Source organism: Streptomyces griseoluteus (assembly GCF_004784465.1).
GTDB classification, from domain to species: domain Bacteria; phylum Actinomycetota; class Actinomycetes; order Streptomycetales; family Streptomycetaceae; genus Streptomyces; species Streptomyces griseoluteus.
Genome location: NZ_SRRU01000001.1, coordinates 212,149 through 232,742 on the forward strand (window position 1 = coordinate 212,149; position 20,594 = coordinate 232,742).

The window sequence follows — 20,594 nt, forward strand, 5'->3', positions numbered from 1 at the left end:
GTGCCAACAAAGCGACGGGCAGGTCCGGCACCCGCGACGACGGATCGACCTGGTCGCCACCTCAGACAGTCAACCCCGTGAATTCTCAGAAGGGGGAGGTCGGATCGTGACGACCGCCAGCTCCAAGGTTGCCATCAAGCCGCTCGAGGACCGCATCGTGGTCCAGCCGCTGGACGCCGAGCAGACCACGGCCTCTGGCCTGGTCATTCCGGACACCGCGAAGGAGAAGCCCCAGGAGGGCGCCGTCCTCGCCGTCGGTCCGGGCCGCTTCGAGAACGGCGAGCGCCTGCCGCTCGACGTCAAGGTCGGTGACATCGTGCTGTACAGCAAGTACGGCGGCACCGAGGTGAAGTACAACGGCGACGAGTACCTCGTCCTCTCGGCCCGCGACGTTCTCGCGGTCATCGAGAAGTAGTTCACCCCGAAGCTTCTGCTTCACCACTGCGCCCCTGGTTCCCGCGACCGTCAAGAAGCCGGGCGGCCGGGGGCGCAGGCACATCCACCCAGATTTTCCGAGAGGGCTCCCGCTGTCATGGCGAAGACACTGAAGTTCGACGAGGACGCCCGTCGCGCCCTTGAGCGCGGCGTCAACAAGCTGGCCGACACGGTGAAGGTGACGATCGGCCCCCGCGGCCGCAACGTCGTCATCGACAAGAAGTTCGGCGCGCCGACCATCACCAACGACGGTGTCACCATCGCCCGTGAGGTCGAGATCGAGGACCCGTTCGAGAACCTCGGCGCCCAGCTCGTGAAGGAGGTGGCGACCAAGACCAACGACATCGCGGGTGACGGCACCACCACCGCCACCGTGCTCGCCCAGGCCCTGGTCCGCGAGGGCCTGAAGAACGTCGCCGCCGGCGCGTCCCCCGCCGCCCTGAAGAAGGGCATCGACGCCGCCGTCAAGGCCGTCTCCGACGACCTGCTCGCCTCCGCGCGCCCGATCGACGAGAAGTCCGACATCGCCGCCGTCGCCGCGCTGTCCGCCCAGGACCAGCAGGTCGGTGAGCTGATCGCCGAGGCCATGGACAAGGTCGGCAAGGACGGTGTCATCACCGTCGAGGAGTCCAACACCTTCGGTCTGGAGCTGGACTTCACCGAGGGCATGGCCTTCGACAAGGGCTACCTGTCCCCCTACTTCGTCACCGACCAGGAGCGTATGGAGGCCGTCCTCGACGACCCGTACATCCTGATCAACCAGGGCAAGATCTCCTCGATCACCGAGCTGCTCCCGCTGCTCGAGAAGATCATCCAGACCAACGCCTCGAAGCCGCTGCTGATCATCGCCGAGGACGTCGAGGGCGAGGCCCTGTCGACCCTGGTGGTCAACAAGATCCGCGGCACCTTCAACGCCGTCGCCGTGAAGGCCCCCGGCTTCGGTGACCGCCGCAAGGCGATGCTGCAGGACATGGCCGTCCTCACCGGCGCCACCGTCATCTCCGAGGAGGTCGGCCTCAAGCTCGACCAGGCCGACCTGGACGTGCTCGGTACCGCCCGCCGCGTGACCGTCACCAAGGACGACACCACGATCGTCGACGGCGGCGGCAACTCCGCCGACGTGCAGGGCCGCATCGCGCAGATCAAGGCCGAGATCGAGAACACCGACTCCGACTGGGACCGCGAGAAGCTCCAGGAGCGCCTCGCCAAGCTGGCCGGCGGCGTGTGCGTGATCAAGGTCGGCGCCGCCACCGAGGTGGAGCTGAAGGAGAAGAAGCACCGTCTGGAGGACGCCATCTCCGCGACCCGCGCCGCGGTCGAGGAGGGCATCGTCTCCGGTGGTGGCTCCGCGCTGGTCCACTCCGCGAAGGTCCTCCAGGACGGTCTCGGCAAGACCGGTGACGAGGCCACCGGCGTGAGCGTCGTCCGCAACGCGGTCGTCGAGCCGCTGCGCTGGATCGGCGAGAACGCCGGCCAGGAGGGCTACGTCATCGTCTCCAAGGTCAAGGACATGGAGAAGGGCCAGGGCTACAACGCGGCCACCGGCGAGTACGGCGACCTGGTCAAGGCCGGCGTCATCGACCCGGTCAAGGTCACCCGCTCCGCCCTGGAGAACGCCGCCTCCATCGCCTCCCTCCTCCTCACGACCGAGACCCTGGTCGTCGAGAAGAAGGAAGAGGAAGAGACCGCCGCCGGTCACGGCCACGGCCACGGTCACTCGCACTGACCCGACGTCACCTCACCCGAGGCCCGGCGCTCCCACGGGAACGCCGGGCCTCGGCGTTGTCGGACCCTTGGTCCTGCCTGCGCCGAGGCTCTCGACGGCGGCCGACGGCGCCGGGCACCCGGACGAGCGGAAACCGCGCGAACCGGGTGAGGCGGGAGCGGTCTTCTCGAGCTGATCCGCGCCGGCACGTCCCGGTCAGCTCAGGGCGCGGGTGAACAGGCGCTGTCCGGTGGGGTCGGTGACGACGAGACTCCAGGCCGTCCCGTCACCGTCGTCGCCGTCCCACCACGTGGCGAAGGCGTCCGCCAGTCCCCGCACGTCGGCCTTCGCGCTCCTGGCGGTGCAGGTGCAGGCGAGCTCGACGTCGTAGTCACGTGTGCCGAGGTGGACGAGGACCACTCGGCCGGCGTGCCGTGCCGACTGCTGTTCCCCGTGGGCCGCGGCCCAGGAGCGGAAACGCCGCAGCAGGTCCGGATCCGCTGCGCGGCGTGTCACGGGCCCGGTCGGCGGATGCCGGTCCGCTCCGCTGCCGGCTCCCTGCTTGCAGCCCAGCACCCAGGCCCCGCGGTCCTTGTCCACGACATCACGCGGCCGGGCGGTCAAGGACCGGCGCACGCAGCCTCCCCACACCACCGCACGGACCGCGCCCCCCTTGCCGTCGTCTTCGAAGATCCGTTTCCCCTCGCGCCATCCCGCTTCGTACGCCGCCGTGTAGGCGGGTCCGACGGTGGCGTGCGACACGGAGGGCCCCGGCCGCGCGCTGCTGCTGCCGCAAGCAGTGATCAGGCCGAGGCACGCGGCCGCGGCGACGAGTCCGGCCGGCCTGGCCCGTGCGGGTGCGCGCATGTCCCCGTCTCTCCTCCCGATGGCATCAGCAAGGGGGAAGCGTGCGGCTGGGACGTGGCCCGGCCGTGGCAACCGCGATGGCGGACACCTCATGTCGACGGCCGCGCGGACCTGCTCCACACCCGCACGCCGGCGTCACCGGGCAGTTCACCCGTCGGTCCGTCACCGGCCGTCCCGTCTCCGACGGGAACGTGCGCCCCGTCGTTCACTGCGGCCCGTACTTGCGCCCCGTGCGCGCGCTGATTCCGCCGAGCAGGTTGCGGGGGGCGATCTTGGCGAGGCCCATGAGGGCCTTGTAGCGGGGGTCGGGGATGGAGACGGTCTTGTTGCGGGCGAGGTCGTTGAGCGCCTCGGCCACCAGTTTGTCGGCGTCGAGCCACATCCAGCCGGGGATGTTGTCCGTGCCCATGCCGGCCCGCTCGTGGAACTCGGTGCGGACGAAGCCGGGGCAGAGGGCCATCAGCCGGACCCCGCTGCCCGCGAGGTCCTTCGCCGCGCCCTGGGTGAACTGCACGACCCACGCCTTCGAGGCGCCGTACGTACCGCGCGGGACGAAGGCCGCCACCGAGGCGACGTTCACCACCCCGCCGCGCCCGCGCTCCCGCATCGCCTCCGCGGCCGCCGAGGTCAGCCGGAGCACCGCCTCGCAGTGGACCTTGAGCATGCGCAGCTCGTCGGCCATGGAGACGTCGAGATAGCGGCCCTTGTTGCCGAACCCGGCGTTGTTGACCAGCAGGTCGATCGGGTGCCGCCGGTCACCGAGCCGCTCGGCCACCGTCTCGATGCCCTTGTCCTCGGCGAGGTCGGCGGTCAGCACCTCCGCCTCGATGCCGTGCCGGTCGTGCAACTCGGTCGCCTGCTCGCGCAGCCGCGCCGTGTCGCGCGCCACCAGCACCAGGTCGTGCCCGTCCGCCGCCAGCCGCCGTGCGAACGCGGCGCCGATGCCCGCGGTCGATCCCGTAATCAGAGCCGTTGTCATGGCCCAAGACTAGTGACCCGCGCCGACGGCCCCCGGCCTGTGGTGACGGCCGCTCAGCGTGCCTGGTCCGCCAGATACTTGCGGACCTGGGCGAGGACCTCGCCGTGCAGGGCGTCGCCCGCCGCGAGCAGCGAGGGCAGCAGCTCCCGCTCGGTGGTCACCGCGCGGAACTGCGTCGCCGCCGTCACCCCGTGGTCCGGCCGGTGCACGATCTCCACCGCGTCCCCCGCCCGTATCTCACCCGGCTCGATCACCCGCAGGTAGGCCCCCGTGACGGCCTTCCGGGTGAACCTCCTCACCCAGCCCGGCTCGGCCATATGGCCCTGGAACGTACGGCACGGAATCCGCCCCGACGTCACCTCCAGCACCACCCCGGACCCGATCCGCCAGCGCTCCCCGATCAGCGCCCCGGAGACATCGAGCCCCTCGGTGGTCAGGTTCTCCCCGAAGAATCCGTTGGACAGGGACCGGCCCAGCTCGCGCTCCCAGTCGTCCAGGTCCTCGCGCGCGAAGGCGTACACCGCCTGGTCGTCCCCGCCGTGATGGCGCAGCTCGCACACCGCGTCCCCGGCCAGCCCGCTGCCGCCGACCCCCTTCGGCCCCGGCGCCGCCACCCGCACCGGACCCTCGACGGGCCGCTTGTCGATGCCCGTCACCCCCTCGGCCTGATCGGTGTACGGCACGGCGCGGGGTCGCCCCAGGTTGACGGAGAGAAGCTTCATGCGCGCACGGTACGTGACCAACGCCCAAAGCGTCGACGCGATATCAGGACCCGATCCCAAGCACCGCTTATGCTCGAAGGGTGATCGAGGCCCGCCATCTCCGCGTCCTGCGCGCCGTCGCCGCCAGTGGTTCCTTCTCGGCGGCGGGGCGCGAACTGGGCTGCACCCAGCCGGCCGTCAGCCAGCAGATGAAGGCGCTGGAAGCCTCCGTCGGCACCCCGCTGCTGGTCCGGGGCGGCCGGGAGATGCGGCTGACCCAGGCCGGAGAAGCCCTGGTCAGGCACGCCTCCGGCATCCTCGCCGGGCTCACCGCCGCCGAGGAGGAGGTCGCCGCGATCGCGGGTCTGCGCGCGGGCCGGGTCCGGCTGGTCTCCTTCCCCAGCGGCACCTCCACCCTGGTCCCCACCGCGCTCGCCGCCCTGCGCGCGGCCCACCCCGGCACCCGCGTCTTTCTGGAGGAGGCCGAGCCGCCGAGGTCGGTCGAGCTGCTGCGCGAGGGCGACTGCGACGTGGCCCTCGCCTTCCGCTACCAGGGCGCTCCGGCCACCGAGGAGTGGGACGACCTGGTGATACGACGGCTGCTGACGGACCGTCTGGTCGCCCTGGTCCCGGAGCGGCACCGGCTCGCGGGCGCGGAGTCCGTCGCCATCGGAGAGCTGGCCGAGGAGCCCTGGATCGCTGGCTGCCCGCGCTGCCGGGGCCAGCTCGTGCAGGTCTGCGAGGGCGCCGGGTTCAGCCCTCGCATCGACTTCGCCACCGACGACTACCCGGCCGTGGCCGGCCTGGTCGGCGCCGGCCTGGGCGTGGCCGTGCTGCCCCAGCTCGCGGTGGAGTCGGTACGGCCCAGGGGAGTGCGCGTGGTCCGGCTGGAGCCCGCGGTACGACGGGAGATCGTCGCCCTCACCCTGCCCGACCTGGCCCAGGTCCCGGCCGTGGCCGCGACGCTGGAACAGCTCGGCCAAGCGGCCTCGCGGCCTTAGGGCCTGTCCGGCGGATCAGGGTGCGGGGAGGCAGCGGTGCCGATCGTCCCAGGTGAGCGGGGTCTGGGGCGTCCAGGTGCAAGGCGGAGGAGGGAGTGGACGCGGTGGGGGTGCCCCCGCGCGAGCGCGGCCGAGCGTGGGGGAGTCGGGGAGTGGCGACAACGCCGCTGGGGGTCCCCCCTGCTCGCAGAGCTTGGGGGAGGGCGTGCCAGACCCCGCGTCCGCGCCATGATCCGCCGGACAGGCCCTAGGGGCCTGTCTCGTCGACCAGGCCGGGTTCGCGTTGTCCGGCCTCGCCTCGCGGGCCTCATCGGGAGCGCCCATGCTGGGACAAGAGGGCGCCGTCGTTTCGGGATTCGTCCTTCCCGAAGGCCGGGCGAGGGCGCCTGAGAGGAGGAGGAAGGCATGCGTGTACGCAGAATCCTGGCCCTCGTCCTGGCCACGGCAGCCTTTGCCGGTGTGAGCGCCGTCGGCGCTGTCAGCGCCGGGGCCGCCTCGTCTCCGAGCATCTCCAGAGACGACTGCGTGGCCGCCGGCGGACAGATCGTTTCCCGCGCCTACGCCGGCGAGGCCTGCGCGCTGCCCAGCGGCATCACACCGGCGATCACCTGACCGCGCGGACCCCGGGCACCTCACCACGCTCGCCCGCGACGGAGTTCGTAAACCCCGGCCCACCGTGGGCCTTTCGGGCCGACCCGGACGGAGCGGGCCCGAAGCGCCGGCCCGGCTGCTGAGCCGGTCCCGGCCGCGCGCGGCAGCGCCCCGCGGCGCCTGGCTGCGGGGGGCGAGCGGCGGCGGTGTGGTCACGGCGCGGGTGAGGCCGGGTAAAGCCAGGCACGGCTGAGGGGCACGCGGCTGCGTGCCCTGACGGATGCAGAAACGTTCCTTCAGGCGTCGGAGCCGGGGCTCCCGCTGGTGGTGGACACCAGGCGGTTGCGCGCCCGGCCCATCAGCTCTTCGCGCTCGTCCTCGGTCAGCCCGCCCCACACGCCGTACGGCTCACGCACCGCCAGCGCGTGGGCCGCGCACTGTGCTCGGACCGGGCACCGCATGCAGACCTCCTTGGCCGAGTTCTCACGTGCACTCCGCGCCGCACCGCGCTCGCCCTCCGGGTGGAAGAAGAGCGAGCTGTCCACCCCTCGGCAGGCTGCCAGCAACTGCCAGTCCCACAGGTCCGCGTTCGGTCCGGGAAGGCGGGAGAAATCTGCCATTACGTGACCCCTTGTAGCCGTTCTGAGCGGATACCGTGCCTTCGACCGTACATCCCCGGTCTAAGGAGATGAAAATATGACTCATTGCGAATCTAGCCTCAGACACTGGCAAACGGGACCAAAAGCGACTAAATGGGGCACATGTTGTGCGGAAAACCTGCGGGTCCGTCGCGCGTGACGGACCCGTGTCCGACCCCTCACGTAGAGTGCCGAAGTCAGTACGCCGACCCGTAACTCTTTCGGGTGACCGTCGTTGAGAGTGCGGAGGCGGTTGAAAACACAAGTGCTCGGGCAGGCGTCCGAGACGGTCGACCGCACAGGTGACGATTCCGTACCAGCCTGGAGGCTCAAGGTGACGCGCATCAGCTCCGGAGGGCGGTCATGACTTCCGTCCTCGTCTGCGACGACTCCCCGCTTGCCCGAGAGGCGCTTCGCCGCGCGGTTGCGACCGTGCCCGGCGTCGAGCGCGTGACGACGGCTGCCAACGGCGAGGAAGTCCTCCGCCGCTGGGGCGCCGACCGCTCCGACCTCATTCTCATGGACGTACGCATGCCCGGACTGGGCGGCGTCGAGACCGTGCGCCGTCTGCTGTCCGCCGATCCGGGCGCGCGCATCATCATGCTGACCGTCGCCGAGGACCTCGACGGCGTCGCCCTCGCGGTCGCCGCGGGTGCGCGGGGGTACCTGCACAAGGACGCCTCCCGCGCCGAGCTGCGCGCGACGGTGACGCAGGCCCTCGCCGACCCGACCTGGCGGCTGGCCCCGCGCCGGCTGCGCTCGGCCGAGATGGGGGCGGCGCCCACGCTCACCGCGCGGGAGATCCAGGTGCTCGAGGGCATGAGTCACGGCCGCTCCAACGCGGAGATCGGCCGCGAGCTGTTCCTCTCCGAGGACACCGTCAAGACCCACGCCCGGCGCCTGTTCAAGAAGCTCGGCGCCTCGGACCGCGCCCACGCGGTGGCACTCGGCTTCCGCTGGGGACTGGTCCGGTAACGCATGCGCGGCCGCTGCGCCCGGCCTTGGCCTCGGGGTTCTCGGCGGGCGTCGGAGGAGGTGGGCGCGCGCGGGAGGCCGGCTCCGGCGACGGTGCTTGCCGCGGGCGGGCGCCGCGTGGTGCCGGTCTCGGCCGGTGCCGCGGGGCCTCGACGGTCCGGCTCGCCGTGGGCGCCGGCGGTGGATTCGGCATCCGCAGATGCCGGGGGCGCGCTCGTGGTCGGCGGCGGGATGGCCGCCGGGCCCGGGCCGAGCCCGGTCTTCGGCGGTGCACCGCGCGGAGGCGGCCGGGCCGGCTCGGGCGCTTCGCGTCGGTGTCGCCGTGCGGGGCCGGGCGCCGGTGGCGCTCTTGGTCCGCGCGGCCCGCTGGACCCGCCGTCGGCCGACGGCGGTACCAGCCCGTCGGGGCTGAGCCGCTTCACCGGTGACACCGCTGCTCACCGGCACCCCCGTCCCCACCCCGCCGGCGGCGGGCGTGGCGGAATCGAACCCGTTCGCGCCCCGCGAGGGACCGCGTGCTGCTTGTTTCGGTGGGGATGCCGCATCCTTGAGGTGTGGAGTCTCTCGGGGACGAGTCGAGCGAGCGGAAAACGAGCGGAAGGGGAGGGCGCAGGAGATGAGTGCCGGCGCACCTGCTCATAACGCTTCGGTGCACAACCACGAACGCGATGCCACGGACCGGTCGGCCGCAAGGCACCATGGACCGATGCGCGACGACGAGGCGGGCACGGCCCCCGGGCCGATCGGCCCCCTGGTGCATCGTGCCGTCGACGGGGACGAGCAGGCCACGCACGACCTGCTCGCACACGTCCACCCCCTCGCCCTGCGCTACTGCCGCACCCGCCTGTCCCGGCTGCCCGGCGACGCCCGCCACTTCGTGGAGGACCTCGCGCAGGAGGTCTGCGTGGCGGTGCTGCTCGCCCTGCCGCGCTACCGCGACACCGGCCGCCCCTTCGAGGCGTTCGTCTTCGCCATCGCCTCCCACAAGGTGGCCGACCTCCAGCGCGCCGCGATGCGCCACCCCGGCTCCACCGCCGTCCCCTCGGACGAGATGCCGGAGCGGCCCGACGACTCCCTGGGCCCCGAGGAGCGCGCCCTGCTCAGCTCCGACGCCGCCTGGGCGAAGAAGCTGCTGGCCAACCTCCCCGAGAACCAGCGCGAACTGCTGCTGCTCCGGATCGCCGTGGGCTTGACCGCGGAGGAGACAGGGCAGATGTTGGGAATGTCACCAGGAGCGGTCCGCGTGGCCCAGCATCGCGCGCTGAGCCGCCTGCGCGCCCTGGCCGAGCAGTAGCCCACGAGGCCACCTACCCAAATTCGTACGAACATACGAAGCCTGAAGCGCCCCCGTAGCGTGGAATTTGCTCACGACGCTTCCCGTTAGCATGGACATCCGCACCGATCAAGGCCATTTGGGGAAGGTGTCATGACTGCCAACGTCGACGGAGTGCCCGGTAAATTCCAGACACTCGGGCTGACCTACGACGACGTGCTGCTGCTGCCGGGCGCGTCGGACATGGCGCCCGACGACATCGACACCGCCTCGTACGTCTCCCGGAACGTGCGGGTCAACATCCCGCTGCTGTCCGCTGCCATGGACAAGGTGACCGAGTCCCGCATGGCGATCGCCATGGCCCGTCAGGGCGGCGTGGGCGTGCTGCACCGCAACCTGTCCATCGAGGACCAGGCCAACCAGGTCGACCTGGTGAAGCGGTCCGAGTCGGGCATGGTCACCGACCCGATCACCATCCACCCGGAGGCCACGCTCGGCGAGGCCGACGCGCTGTGCGCCCGGTTCCGGATCAGCGGTGTGCCGGTGACGGACAACGACAAGAAGCTGCTCGGCATCGTCACCAACCGCGACATGGCCTTCGAGACCGACCGTACCCGGCGTGTCCACGAGGTCATGACGCCGATGCCGCTGGTCACCGGCAAGGTCGGCATCTCCGGCCCGGAGGCCATGGAGCTGCTGCGCAAGCACAAGATCGAGAAGCTGCCGCTGGTCGACGACCGCGGTGTGCTCAAGGGCCTGATCACGGTCAAGGACTTCGTCAAGGCCGAGCAGTACCCGAACGCGGCCAAGGACTCCGAGGGCCGGCTGCTGGTCGGCGCGGCCGTCGGCGTGGCCGGTGACTCCTTCGAGCGCGCCCAGGCGCTGATCGAGGCGGGCGCCGACTTCATCGTCGTCGACACCGCGCACGGTCACTCCCGGCTGGTCGGCGACATGATCGCCAAGATCAAGTCCAACTCCTCCGGCGTCGACGTCATCGGCGGCAACATCGCCACCCGCGACGGCGCCCAGGCGCTGGTGGACGCGGGCGCGGACGGCATCAAGGTCGGCGTCGGCCCCGGCTCGATCTGCACCACGCGTGTGGTCGCGGGCGTCGGTGTCCCGCAGGTCACCGCGATCTACGAGGCCGCGCTCGCCGCCAAGGAGGCCGGGGTCCCGGTCATCGGCGACGGTGGCCTGCAGTACTCCGGCGACATCGCGAAGGCCCTGGTCGCGGGCGCCGACACGGTGATGCTCGGCTCGCTGCTCGCGGGCTGCGAGGAGTCGCCGGGCGAGCTGCTGTTCATCAACGGCAAGCAGTTCAAGTCGTACCGGGGCATGGGCTCGCTGGGCGCGATGCAGACGCGCGGCGACCGCAAGTCGTTCTCCAAGGACCGGTACTTCCAGGAGGGCGTCGCCTCCGACGAGGCGCTGATCCCCGAGGGCATCGAGGGTCAGGTGCCCTACCGCGGCCCGCTGTCCTCCGTGGTGCACCAGCTCGTCGGCGGTCTGCGCCAGTCGATGTTCTACGTCGGCGGCCGTACCGTCCCGGAGCTGCAGGACAACGGCCGGTTCGTCCGGATCACCTCGGCGGGTCTCAAGGAGAGCCACCCGCACGACATCCAGATGACGGTCGAGGCGCCGAACTACAGCGGCAAGAAGTGACGCACGCGCACGCGTGCCGGTCGTGACGAGGGCGGTCCCGGAGCATCCGGGACCGCCCTCCGCTTCGCCGGGACGGCCATCGGCGGCCCGGTCGGGGATACTGGAAGACGCTGTAAGCATCAGGGAAAGGCATGACGTGACTGAGATCGAGATCGGGCGCGGCAAGCGCGGCCGCCGGGCGTACGCCTTCGACGACATCGCTGTCGTCCCCAGCCGCCGTACGCGGGACCCGAAGGAGGTCTCGATCGCCTGGCAGATCGACGCCTACCGCTTCGAGCTGCCGTTCCTGGCCGCTCCCATGGACTCGGTCGTCTCCCCGGCCACCGCGATCCGCATCGGTGAGATGGGCGGCCTCGGCGTCCTCAACCTCGAGGGTCTGTGGACCCGGCACGAGGACCCGCAGCCGCTGCTGGACGAGATCGCGGAGCTGCCGGCCGAGGCGGCCACCCGCCGCCTCCAGGAGATCTACGCGGCTCCGGTCAAGGAGGAGCTGATCGGGCAGCGCATCAAGGAGGTGCGGGACGCCGGTGTGGTCACGGCCGCCGCGCTCTCCCCGCAGCGCACCGCCGAGTTCTCCAAGGCGGTCGTCGACGCGGGCGTGGACATCTTCGTCATCCGCGGCACCACCGTGTCGGCGGAGCACGTGTCCTCCTCGCACGAGCCGCTGAACCTGAAGCAGTTCATCTACGAGCTGGACGTGCCGGTGATCGTCGGCGGCTGCGCCACGTACACCGCCGCCCTGCACCTGATGCGCACCGGCGCGGCGGGTGTGCTGGTCGGCTTCGGCGGTGGTGCCGCGCACACCACGCGCAACGTGCTGGGCATCCAGGTCCCGATGGCGACCGCGGTCGCCGACGTGGCCGCCGCCCGCCGCGACTACATGGACGAGTCCGGCGGCCGGTACGTGCACGTGATCGCGGACGGCGGGGTCGGCTGGTCCGGCGACCTGCCCAAGGCGATCGCCTGCGGCGCCGACGCGGTGATGATGGGCTCCCCGCTGGCCCGTGCCACGGACGCGCCCGGCAAGGGTCACCACTGGGGCATGGAGGCGGTCAACGAGGAGCTGCCGCGCGGCCAGAAGGTCGACCTCGGCACCGTCGGCACCCTGGAGGAGGTCCTCACCGGCCCTTCCCGCACCCCCGACGGCTCCATGAACTTCTTCGGCGCCCTCCGCCGCGCCATGGCCACCACGGGCTACAGCGAGCTGAAGGAATTCCAGCGCGTCGAGGTCACGGTCGCGGACAGCCAGCACCGCCGCTGACCTCTCATTACGCAAAAGGGCCCGGTCACCTCGACCGGGCCCTTTCGTGTGCGCTCACAGGCGGTGCGCCGCGCCCGTAGGGGTGGCTCCCCGGGTGTCCAGGAGGAGTTGGGCCTTTACGGAGAGGCCCTGGAGGTCGTAGGTGCGGTGGGGCTGGAGGAGGAGGGTGAGGTCGGCGGCGGCCGCGGCTTCGTAGAGGGAGTCGGCGCGGGGGACCGGGCGGTCCAGGACGTGCCAGGCGGGGATGTGGGGGTCGTGGTAGCTGACGGAGGCGCCCAGTTCCATCAGGCGGACGGCGATCTCGTGGGCGGGGGCGCCCTGCTGGTCGGCGAGATCGGCCTTGTAGGTGACACCGAGGAGGAGCACGCGGGCGCCGCGGGCGGACTTGCCGTGCTCGTTGAGGAGGGCGGCGGCCCGCTGGACGACGTAGTGCGGCATGCGTTCGTTGACCTGCTGGGCCAGCTCCACCATGCGCAGCCCCCGGCTGGCGTGGCCGGTGAGGTCCTGCGGCACGCCGTGGCCGCCGACGCCGGGCCCCGGCCGGAACGCCTGGAAGCCGAACGGCTTGGTCTCCGCGCAGCGGATCACGTCCCACAGGTCGACGCCCAGCTCGTGGCAGACGACGGCCATCTCGTTGACGAGCGCGATGTTGACGTGCCGGAAGTTGGTCTCCAGCAGCCGTACCGCCTCCGCCTCGCGCAGCCCTCGCGCCCGGACCACCTTGTCGGTGAGCCGGCCGTAGAACGCGGCGGCCGACTCGGTGCAGGCCGAGGTGAGGCCGCCGATGACCCTGGGGGCCGGGGCGTGGTCGCGGCTGCCCGGGTCGGTCCGGCTGGGGGAGTAGGCGAGGTGGAAGTCGCGCCCGGCGCGCAGTCCGGAGCCGCGCTCCAGGATCGGCCGCAGCAGGTCCTCGGTGGTGCCGGGCAGGACGGGGGACTCCAGGATGACCGTGGTGTGCGGGCGCAGCCGCTCGGCCAGCGTGCGGGCGGCCGCCTCGACCTGGCCGAGGTCGAGTTCGCCGTCGGCGCCGCGTGGGGTGGGCGCGCAGATGACGGCGGTGCGGACCCGGCCGAGCTGGGCGGGGTCGCTGCTGGGCCTGAAGCCGGTGGAGCGCATCCGGCGGAGTTCGGCGGGGCTGAGCGACCCCGCCTCGGGGCCGGTGGCGTACCCGATGGTGGGGATGCCTGCGGCGACGGCGGCCTGGGCCAGCGGCAGGCCGTAGGGACCGAGTCCGATGACGGCGAGATCTGCGGGCATGGCGTGGGCCGTCCTTCCCGATAGCCGAAGTGGGAATGGCGCGCAAGCCCGGTGGACCGCCTGAGCGAGCGCACAGTCAGACTAGGTACAAATATGACCGTTATGTGTGATTGTGTTCGTGTGTCTTCGGGGTGATACGCGCGAGTTGTCCACAGGCTGAGGGCTCGTGGTGGCCGAACCCGGCCGAGCCCGCCACACTTTTGAGCATGAGGTTCTGGGCATGAGGAGGGGACGAAGGGGCGGCGCCGCACCGGGCGCGGCCCATCAGGGGGCTTGCGAGAGCGGGAGGCAGCGGTGAGGACAGCGACCCTAGACCCGGCGCAGCGCGCCGAGGCACTGGCGGAGATGGCCGAGCGCGAACTGGATGTGCTGGTGGTCGGCGGCGGCATCGTGGGCGCGGGCACCGCGCTGGACGCGGCCACCCGTGGCCTGTCCACCGGCCTGGTCGAGGCGCGGGACTGGGCGTCCGGCACCTCCAGCCGGTCCAGCAAGCTGATACACGGCGGCCTGCGCTATCTGGAGATGCTCGACTTCCCCCTCGTGCGCGAGGCACTGAAGGAGCGCGGCCTCCTCCTGGAGCGCCTCGCCCCGCACCTGGTCAAACCGGTCCCGTTCCTCTACCCCCTCCAGCACCGCGGCTGGGAGCGCCTGTACGCGGGCGCGGGCGTCGCGCTGTACGACGTGATGTCCATGGCAAGGGGCCACGGCCGGGGCCTGCCCACGCACCGTCACCTCAGCCGCAGCCGCGCCCTGCGCGTCGCCCCCTGCCTGCGCAAGGACGCCCTGGTCGGCGCCCTCCAGTACTACGACGCCGAGGTGGACGACGCCCGCTTCGTCGCCACCCTGGTCCGCACCGCCGCGTCCTACGGCGCCAAGGTCGCCAACCGCGCGCGTGTCACCGGGTTCCTGCGCGAGGGCGAGCGGGTCGTCGGGGTCCGGGTGGAGGACGTGGAGGGCGGCGGGGAGTACGAGATCCGCGCCCGCCAGGTGGTCAACGCCACCGGGGTGTGGACCGACGACACCCAGGGCCTGGTGGGGGAGCGCGGCCAGTTCCACGTCAAGGCGTCCAAGGGCATCCACCTGGTCGTGCCCCGGGACCGCATCCACTCCAGCACCGGCCTGATCCTGCGCACCGAGAAGTCCGTCCTCTTCGTCATCCCCTGGGGCCGGCACTGGATCGTCGGCACCACCGACACCGCCTGGGACCTCGACAAGGCCCACCCGGCCGCGTCCAGCGCCGACATCGACTACCTGCTGGAGCACGTCAACTCGGTTCTGGCCGTACCGCTCACCCGTGACGACGTCGAGGGTGTCTACGCGGGCCTGCGGCCCCTGCTGGCCGGCGAGTCCGAGGCCACCAGCAAGCTGTCCCGCGAGCACACCGTGGCGCACCCGGTGCCGGGCCTGGTGGTCGTCGCGGGCGGCAAGTACACGACGTACCGGGTGATGGCCAAGGACGCCGTCGACGCGGCGGTGCACGGCCTGGACCGCAGGGTGGCCGACTCCGTCACCGAGGAGATCCCGCTGCTCGGCGCCGAGGGATACCCGGCGATGTGGAACGCCCGTGTGCGCATGGCCGAGCGCAGCGGCCTGCACGTGGCCCGCGTCGAGCACCTGCTGAACCGGTACGGCTCGATGGCCGACCAGCTCCTCGACCTGATAGCCGCCGACCCCACCCTCGGCGAACCCCTGCGGCACGCGGACGACTATCTGCGCGCCGAGATCGTCTACGCGGCCTCCCACGAGGGCGCCCGGCACCTGGACGACGTCCTCACCCGCCGCACCCGCATCTCCATCGAGACCTTCGACCGGGGCACCCGCAGCGCCCGCGAGGCCGCCGAGCTGATGGCACCGGTGCTCGGGTGGGACGCGGACCAGATCGCCCGCGAGGTCGAGCACTACGAGAAGCGGGTCGAGGCCGAACGCGAGTCCCAGCGCCAGCCCGACGACCTCACGGCGGACGCGGCCCGGCTGGGCGCGCCGGACATCGTGCCGCTGTAGGGCCGGCCGGAGCTTCACTCGAACGAGTGGGCGGGTGCGGGATCTCCGTTCCCAGCCCGCTCGTTCAAGGGGGTGCGGGACCCAACTCGGCTGGGGCCAGAGCCCGTTCGAGCCGGGGGTCCACCGTCGTGCCGGCTGAGTCGGCGCAGTCGGTGATGCCGCTGGTGCGGGTGGGCAGGGTGCGCGGGGTGGGGCCGGATTCCTCTCCGGAGTGCCGTGTCCCGGCGCGGAGTCGGGGCAGGAGTCCGGGAAGGTTCTGTTCGACGGTGTCGGACAGCCGGTGGTCCGCGGCGAGTTGCAGCACGACGATCGCCACGAAGGTCCTGCGCCGGCAGGGCCGCGGCGGGGGCTGCACCCTCGCTGACCAGCAACACAAGCGCAGAGTCAAGGGAACTGGGCGCCGCAGGACGCCTCAGGAGCCGTGGGAGGTGAGCAGCAGAGCCACGAGAACCGGTATGGACAGGACTGTCCGAAGGGTCGGCATCCCTGGCTCCTTCCACGCCGGGGACATCATCCCGGCAACTGGAACATCTGGTTCGGAAGGCTCGCCGACACGGCGGACGAGGTGCGCCCGGAGGGGCCCCCTGGGCGTCGGCCGGTTGCCGGGTGAGGGACAATGAAGGCTCTGTCAGGGCGGGTTGCATGAGGGGACGCATGTCGGAGGCGGAGCGGGCGGGGTCATCCCGTCAGGAGACTCGTCAGGGCAAGAACGAGCGTCGTCTTCTCGCCGGGCGGTACCGGCTGGGGGACGTGCTGGGCCGGGGCGGCATGGGCACGGTCTGGCGTGCCGAGGACGAGACCCTCGGCCGGACGGTGGCGGTCAAGGAGCTGCGGTTCCCGTCGAACATCGACGAGGAGGAGAAGCGGCGTCTGATCACGCGCACGCTGCGCGAGGCCAAGGCGATCGCCCGGATCCGCAACAACAGCGCGGTGACGGTCTTCGACGTGGTCGACGAGGACGACCGGCCGTGGATCGTCATGGAGCTGGTCGAGGGCAAGTCCCTGGCCGAGGTCATCCGCGAGGACGGCGTGCTGACGCCCCGTCGGGCCGCCGAAGTCGGGCTCGCCGTGCTGGACGTGCTGCGGTCCGCGCACCGCGAGGGCATCCTGCACCGCGACGTGAAGCCGTCCAACGTGCTGATCGCCGAGGACGGCCGGGTCGTGCTCACCGACTTCGGCATCGCCCAGGTCGAGGGCGACCCGTCCATCACCTCCACCGGCATGCTCGTCGGTGCCCCCTCCTACATCTCCCCGGAGCGGGCCCGCGGCCACAAGCCCGGTCCCGCCGCCGACCTGTGGTCGCTGGGCGGCCTGCTGTACGCGGCCGTCGAGGGCGTGCCGCCGTACGACAAGGGGTCGGCCATCGCCACCCTGACCGCCGTGATGACCGAGAGCCCGGAGGAGCCCAAGAACGCGGGCCCGCTGGGTGACGTCATCAAGGGCCTGCTCACCAAGGAGCCCGAACGCCGGCTCGACGACGCCGGCGCGCGGGCCATGCTCAACAAGGTCATCAACGCCGGTGACGCCGAGCCGCTGGACGCCACGCGGGTCGTGCCGATCCCGGCGCAGCCCGACTCCCCCGAGACCAGGCGGGAGGAGTCCGGGGACAAGGTGCGCGGCGCGCTGCGCTCGGTGCGCAAGGCCGCCGGTGCCGCGTCGGCCGCGACCGCCGCCCGGTCGAAGAGCGAGTCCGGCGCGACGACCGGGGCCGGTGGACGCGGGGCGTCCGACACGCCGAACTCCAGCGCGAACAAGCCAAGTTCGAGCTGGCCCGTGATGCCCCGGCCCGACATGGATCTCCCGCCGAGGCCGGCGCCCAAGGCGTCGCTCACCGATGTGGTGCCACGGCGCACACTGATCGTCGTCGCGGTGATCGCGCTGGCCCTGCTGGTGGTCGGCACCGTTCTCGCCCTCACCCTCGGCGGTGGCGACGACAAGGGCACCGGCGCCCAGGGCGCGCCCAGCGCCAGTTCCTCCACCAAGCGGGACCCGGACAAGGACGGCTCCGGCGCGACCGGTCCCGACGGTTCGGGCTCCGCGCCCGCGACCGACGGCTCCCGCTCCGGCGGGGCCGGTGACGGGAGCACCGCCGACGACTCCGACGGCAAGGGCAAGGACGGCAGCGGCGGGTCGGACGACGACTCCTCCGGCTCATCCGGGAAGAAGGGTTCGGGCAGCGCGCCCGTCGTGACGACCCGCAAGAGCTCCCAGGGCTACTCGATCGGCCTGCCCAAGGGCTGGAAGTACGCGTCGACGGGCGCCGCGGGCGACCGCTACACCGGCCCCGGCGGACAGAAGCTGCTCGTCGCCTGGACCAGCACGCCCAAGAGCGACCCGGTGAAGGACTGGGAGAACCAGGAGCGCTACATGGTGCGCTCCCAGTACGACCGCATCCGGATAGCGAAGGTGGACTACCGGGGCTGGACCACGGCGGACTGGGAGTTCACCTATGTGGACGACGGCACCAAGTACCGTTCCATCGACCGGGGTTTCAAGGTCAACGACCACCTCGGCCACGCGCTGATGTACACCGCGAAGAGCTCCGACTGGGACGGCGCGCTGCGCGAGGGCACCTGGAAGACGCTCACGACGTCCTTCGAGCCCAAGTCGTGACCTGAACGAGTTCGGGTTGGGAGCCTGGAATCGGTCATCCCCTCGGTGCGGGTTGCCTCCGGCACGTATCGTGAATGGTTGAGAACCGTACGCAGCCGGGTGTGATGCGTGACGGGCGGTGAACGATCGCGGGCGACCGGAACGGCAGGGGGTGGCAGACATGGAGGACTACGCGGGGCGGGTGCTCGCCGACCGCTACCGACTGCCGCTGCCGCCCTCCGACGAGTACGAACTCACCGAGACATACGCCTTCGACACCTACAGCGGGCAGGAGGTGCTGGTCCGTCAGGTGCCGTTGCCGGAGGTCGTCGAGGCCGAGGTGATCGACGCCGAGGGCCTGCCCGAGGGGTTCACGGCGCGTGAGCGCGGCCGTCGCGCCCCGGCGGGCCGCAACGCCACCCGTACGCCCAGGGACCCCGCCGTGCGGCGCGCCGTGGAGGCCGCGCAGGCGGCGGCGCGGATACCGGACCATCCGCGGCTGGACCAGGTCTTCGACGTGTTCGCCGAGGGCGGCTCGCTGTGGATCGTCAGCGAGGCGGTGTCGGCGCGCCCGCTGTCCGCGCTGCTCGCCGAGCAGCCGTTGTCGCCGTACCGGGCGGCCGAGGTGGCGGCCGACGTGGTGATGGCGCTGCGCGTGCTGCACGCCCACGGCTGGACCCACCGCAACATCACCGCCCGCACGGTCCTGGTCTGCGACGACGGCCGGGTCATGCTGACCGGCCTCGCGGTCGGTGCGGCGGAGGAAGCGCTCTGCGGGTACGACCCGGTCCCGGCCCAGGATGGCCCGGAGGACCCCCCGCTGCCCGACCAGCGGCAGCCCGGCGGGAGTGTCGTACCGCGTACGGCCGCGGCGGCGGCCGTCGCCGGCACGGACCCCGAGGCCGCACGGCGTGCCGCGATCCAGGCCCGCGCGGCCGGGGGGCTGCCCGCACCCGCCGCCAACGGCGACTCCGGCGCCCCCGCACCGGCCCTGCCGCGCCCCATGGAGAGCGGGGACGACATCCGGGCCGCCCGCGCCGGGGCCATCGCCGCGTACCGCGCCGGGGCCCGCGCCGCCGCCCGCGTACAGGAGTCGCAGCGGGGCGGCCGTACCGCCCTGCCCGGCGCGCGGACGCCCGCCGAGGGGGAGATCGCGGAGCAGGGCGGCAACCCGCCCGGTGACGTGGCCGATCCGTACGGGGTCGCCGGGCGGCCCTGGCACGGGGCCGCGCCCCGCCAGGCCCAGCCGGAGGCGGCGCCCTACCCGTTGAACCCCGCCCAGCCGGGCGTACCCGGTCCGCCCCGGCCCGCGCTGCCCGCGCAGAACGGCGGCGGGTCCGGCGTGTCCGGTTGGGACCAGCCGGAGACGGCCGGGGCGCGGCGCGGGCCCGGTACCGCCATCGCGGCCGAGCGGTCGCGGCACATGCGGATGACCGTGGTCGGCCCGGTGACCGAGCGGTGGGCGCCGGAGCAGGCCGGCCCGGTGCACGAGAACTGGCAACTGGCCGCGCCCGTCGGCCCCGCGACCGACCTGTGGGCGCTCGGCGCGCTGCTCTTCCGCGCCGTCCAGGGCCACGCGCCCTACCCGGAGGAGTCCACCGCCGAGCTGGTGCAGCTGGTGTGCGCGGAGCCGCCCGCCTACGCGGAGGAGTGCGGGCCGCTGCGCCCGGTCGTGGAGTCGCTGCTGCGTCAGGACCCCACCGAGCGGCTGGACTTCGAGGAGCTGAGCGGCTGGCTGCGCTCGCTGGTGCGGTCCGCGCCCGAGCCGGACGCCGGTGCCCATGTGGTGCCGGTCCCGCCCGCCGACCCGACCCGGCTGCCGATAGTGCGCCGGCGCGGTGAGCTGGCCCGGTGGCGGCGCCGCAACAAGGCGCCGGTTCCGCATCCGCACGCCCGGCACAAGCGGGCCCGGCAGGAGGCGCAGGGCTCCCCGCGCAACCTCGGCCGCACCCTGCTGCTGCTCGTCCTCCTGCTGCTGGCCGGAGCCGTGGCGTACGCGGTGATGTTCATGCCCAAGCAGGGCGAGGACGGCGACCGTGCCGGAGCGGCCGGGCAGGCGAGCCCCGCGCCCTCCCGCGAGCGGCAGCCGCCGGATGCGGCGAGCACCCCGGACGGCGGGCCGACCGCTTCCTCGCCCGCCACCGAGACCCAGACCGGCGGAGGAGCGGCGGCGGACGGCTTCACCCTGCGCACCGACCCGGCCGGCTTCAAGGTCGCCGTCGCCAAGGGCTGGTCGCACGCGCCGCGCAACGGCAGTGGCCAAGTGGTGTACTCGCACGGCAACTTCGAGCTGGTCGTGGTGCCCGGCCGGGACAGCACCGCCACCTACGGCAGCGACCCGATGGTGTACCAACGGGACAAGGAACGGGAGTTGCAGCCGTACCGGGACTCCAGCTGGGCCACCGCGTCCGGGTTGCGCACCATCGAGGTGGGCGGACGGACCATGGCCGAGGGGCAGTTCACCTGGACCGACGCCCAGGGGCGTGACCTGTTCGTGCGCAACATGGCGATGCTGCTGAACGGGCGGTACCACATCGTGCAGGTGCGCGGCCCGGAGGCGGAGCGGGACGAGGTCACCCGGCTGTACGACCAGGCGACGGCCACCTACCGCTACACCGGCTGAGGCGACGCTCCGACAGGGCCCTTTGCGGAAGCG

At 72.3% G+C, this 20,594-nt stretch carries 17 protein-coding genes; 11 read left to right on the plus strand and 6 right to left on the minus strand.

Going from position 1 to position 20,594, the window contains the following annotated elements; all coding sequences use genetic code 11:
- Positions 1 to 106: 106 nt before the first annotated feature.
- Both groES and groL read left to right on the plus strand, forming a co-directional pair.
- On the plus strand, positions 107 to 415 hold the full coding sequence (gene groES / locus E5082_RS01140; protein WP_135783711.1) for a co-chaperone GroES: 309 nt from the start codon (positions 107 to 109) through the stop codon (positions 413 to 415).
- 117 nt (positions 416 to 532) lie between these two features.
- Complete coding sequence (gene groL, locus E5082_RS01145) at positions 533 to 2,161, plus strand: chaperonin GroEL (protein WP_135789419.1); 1,629 nt, start codon at positions 533 to 535, stop codon at positions 2,159 to 2,161.
- A 195-nt stretch (positions 2,162 to 2,356) separates the two neighbouring features.
- Here groL and E5082_RS01150 read toward each other — a convergent pair whose 3' ends face one another.
- The 3 genes from E5082_RS01150 to E5082_RS01160 form a co-directional block, all read right to left on the minus strand.
- Positions 2,357 to 3,007, minus strand: coding sequence for a hypothetical protein (locus E5082_RS01150; protein WP_135789420.1), 651 nt, complete (start codon positions 3,005 to 3,007; stop codon positions 2,357 to 2,359).
- 205 nt (positions 3,008 to 3,212) lie between these two features.
- Complete coding sequence (locus tag E5082_RS01155; RefSeq protein ID WP_135789421.1) at positions 3,213 to 3,986, minus strand: SDR family NAD(P)-dependent oxidoreductase; 774 nt, start codon at positions 3,984 to 3,986, stop codon at positions 3,213 to 3,215.
- A 53-nt stretch (positions 3,987 to 4,039) separates the two neighbouring features.
- Positions 4,040 to 4,708: an MOSC domain-containing protein gene (locus tag E5082_RS01160; protein ID WP_135789422.1), complete on the minus strand. Its 669-nt coding sequence runs from the start codon at positions 4,706 to 4,708 to the stop codon at positions 4,040 to 4,042.
- A gap of 80 nt (positions 4,709 to 4,788) precedes the next feature.
- On the opposite strand from E5082_RS01160, the gene E5082_RS01165 reads away from it, so the two are divergent.
- Both E5082_RS01165 and E5082_RS01170 read left to right on the plus strand, forming a co-directional pair.
- Entirely contained in the window at positions 4,789 to 5,688 is a 900-nt protein-coding gene (locus E5082_RS01165) for a LysR family transcriptional regulator (RefSeq protein WP_135789423.1), read from the plus strand.
- 405 nt (positions 5,689 to 6,093) lie between these two features.
- Entirely contained in the window at positions 6,094 to 6,300 is a 207-nt protein-coding gene (locus tag E5082_RS01170) for a hypothetical protein (protein WP_135789424.1), read from the plus strand.
- 275 nt (positions 6,301 to 6,575) lie between these two features.
- Here the strand turns inward: E5082_RS01170 and E5082_RS01175 are convergent, their stop codons facing one another.
- Positions 6,576 to 6,899: a WhiB family transcriptional regulator gene (locus tag E5082_RS01175; protein WP_135789425.1), complete on the minus strand. Its 324-nt coding sequence runs from the start codon at positions 6,897 to 6,899 to the stop codon at positions 6,576 to 6,578.
- Positions 6,900 to 7,280: 381 nt separating this feature from the next.
- Here E5082_RS01175 and E5082_RS01180 point away from each other — a divergent pair, with 381 nt between their 5' ends.
- The 4 genes from E5082_RS01180 to E5082_RS01195 all read left to right on the plus strand — a co-directional run bounded on the left by E5082_RS01180 (position 7,281) and on the right by E5082_RS01195 (position 12,088).
- A complete protein-coding gene (locus E5082_RS01180) occupies positions 7,281 to 7,892 on the plus strand; it encodes a response regulator transcription factor (RefSeq protein ID WP_003948568.1) in 612 nt (203 codons plus the stop codon).
- Positions 7,893 to 8,598: 706 nt separating this feature from the next.
- Positions 8,599 to 9,186: a sigma-70 family RNA polymerase sigma factor gene (locus E5082_RS01185; protein WP_030811807.1), complete on the plus strand. Its 588-nt coding sequence runs from the start codon at positions 8,599 to 8,601 to the stop codon at positions 9,184 to 9,186.
- 132 nt (positions 9,187 to 9,318) lie between these two features.
- Positions 9,319 to 10,827 carry an IMP dehydrogenase gene (gene guaB / locus E5082_RS01190; RefSeq protein WP_135789426.1) on the plus strand — a complete coding sequence of 503 codons (1,509 nt, stop codon included), beginning with the start codon at positions 9,319 to 9,321 and terminating at the stop codon, positions 10,825 to 10,827.
- Positions 10,828 to 10,963: 136 nt separating this feature from the next.
- Positions 10,964 to 12,088 carry a GuaB3 family IMP dehydrogenase-related protein gene (locus E5082_RS01195; RefSeq protein ID WP_030811813.1) on the plus strand — a complete coding sequence of 375 codons (1,125 nt, stop codon included), beginning with the start codon at positions 10,964 to 10,966 and terminating at the stop codon, positions 12,086 to 12,088.
- A 54-nt stretch (positions 12,089 to 12,142) separates the two neighbouring features.
- On the opposite strand, the gene E5082_RS01200 is transcribed toward E5082_RS01195, so the two are convergent.
- The gene (locus E5082_RS01200; protein WP_135789427.1) at positions 12,143 to 13,345 is read right to left on the minus strand and encodes a nucleotide sugar dehydrogenase; all 1,203 of its coding nucleotides are present in this window, start codon (positions 13,343 to 13,345) and stop codon (positions 12,143 to 12,145) included.
- 294 nt (positions 13,346 to 13,639) lie between these two features.
- On the opposite strand from E5082_RS01200, the gene E5082_RS01205 reads away from it, so the two are divergent.
- A complete protein-coding gene (locus tag E5082_RS01205) occupies positions 13,640 to 15,346 on the plus strand; it encodes a glycerol-3-phosphate dehydrogenase/oxidase (protein ID WP_135789428.1) in 1,707 nt (568 codons plus the stop codon).
- A 64-nt stretch (positions 15,347 to 15,410) separates the two neighbouring features.
- Here E5082_RS01205 and E5082_RS01210 read toward each other — a convergent pair whose 3' ends face one another.
- Positions 15,411 to 15,662 (minus strand): hypothetical protein, encoded by a 252-nt coding sequence (locus E5082_RS01210; protein ID WP_135789429.1) that lies wholly within the window; start codon positions 15,660 to 15,662, stop codon positions 15,411 to 15,413.
- A gap of 338 nt (positions 15,663 to 16,000) precedes the next feature.
- Here E5082_RS01210 and E5082_RS01215 point away from each other — a divergent pair, with 338 nt between their 5' ends.
- Positions 16,001 to 17,959, plus strand: coding sequence for a serine/threonine-protein kinase (locus E5082_RS01215; RefSeq protein ID WP_190045406.1), 1,959 nt, complete (start codon positions 16,001 to 16,003; stop codon positions 17,957 to 17,959).
- A 160-nt stretch (positions 17,960 to 18,119) separates the two neighbouring features.
- A complete protein-coding gene (locus tag E5082_RS01220; protein WP_135789430.1) occupies positions 18,120 to 20,561 on the plus strand; it encodes a protein kinase in 2,442 nt (813 codons plus the stop codon).
- Positions 20,562 to 20,594: the final 33 nt, after the last annotated feature.

Coding starts and splice junctions, on each gene's coding strand:
- guaB (WP_135789426.1), top strand. CDS start 9,319: ATGACTGCCAACGTCGACGGAGTGCCCGGTAAATTCCAGACACTCGGG.
- E5082_RS01150 (WP_135789420.1), bottom strand. CDS start 3,007: ATGCGCGCACCCGCACGGGCCAGGCCGGCCGGACTCGTCGCCGCGGCC.
- E5082_RS01175 (WP_135789425.1), bottom strand. CDS start 6,899: ATGGCAGATTTCTCCCGCCTTCCCGGACCGAACGCGGACCTGTGGGAC.
- E5082_RS01180 (WP_003948568.1), top strand. CDS start 7,281: ATGACTTCCGTCCTCGTCTGCGACGACTCCCCGCTTGCCCGAGAGGCG.
- E5082_RS01220 (WP_135789430.1), top strand. CDS start 18,120: ATGGAGGACTACGCGGGGCGGGTGCTCGCCGACCGCTACCGACTGCCG.
- E5082_RS01215 (WP_190045406.1), top strand. CDS start 16,001: ATGTCGGAGGCGGAGCGGGCGGGGTCATCCCGTCAGGAGACTCGTCAG.
- E5082_RS01200 (WP_135789427.1), bottom strand. CDS start 13,345: ATGCCCGCAGATCTCGCCGTCATCGGACTCGGTCCCTACGGCCTGCCG.
- groL (WP_135789419.1), top strand. CDS start 533: ATGGCGAAGACACTGAAGTTCGACGAGGACGCCCGTCGCGCCCTTGAG.
- E5082_RS01185 (WP_030811807.1), top strand. CDS start 8,599: ATGCGCGACGACGAGGCGGGCACGGCCCCCGGGCCGATCGGCCCCCTG.
- E5082_RS01160 (WP_135789422.1), bottom strand. CDS start 4,708: ATGAAGCTTCTCTCCGTCAACCTGGGGCGACCCCGCGCCGTGCCGTAC.
- E5082_RS01170 (WP_135789424.1), top strand. CDS start 6,094: ATGCGTGTACGCAGAATCCTGGCCCTCGTCCTGGCCACGGCAGCCTTT.
- E5082_RS01155 (WP_135789421.1), bottom strand. CDS start 3,986: ATGACAACGGCTCTGATTACGGGATCGACCGCGGGCATCGGCGCCGCG.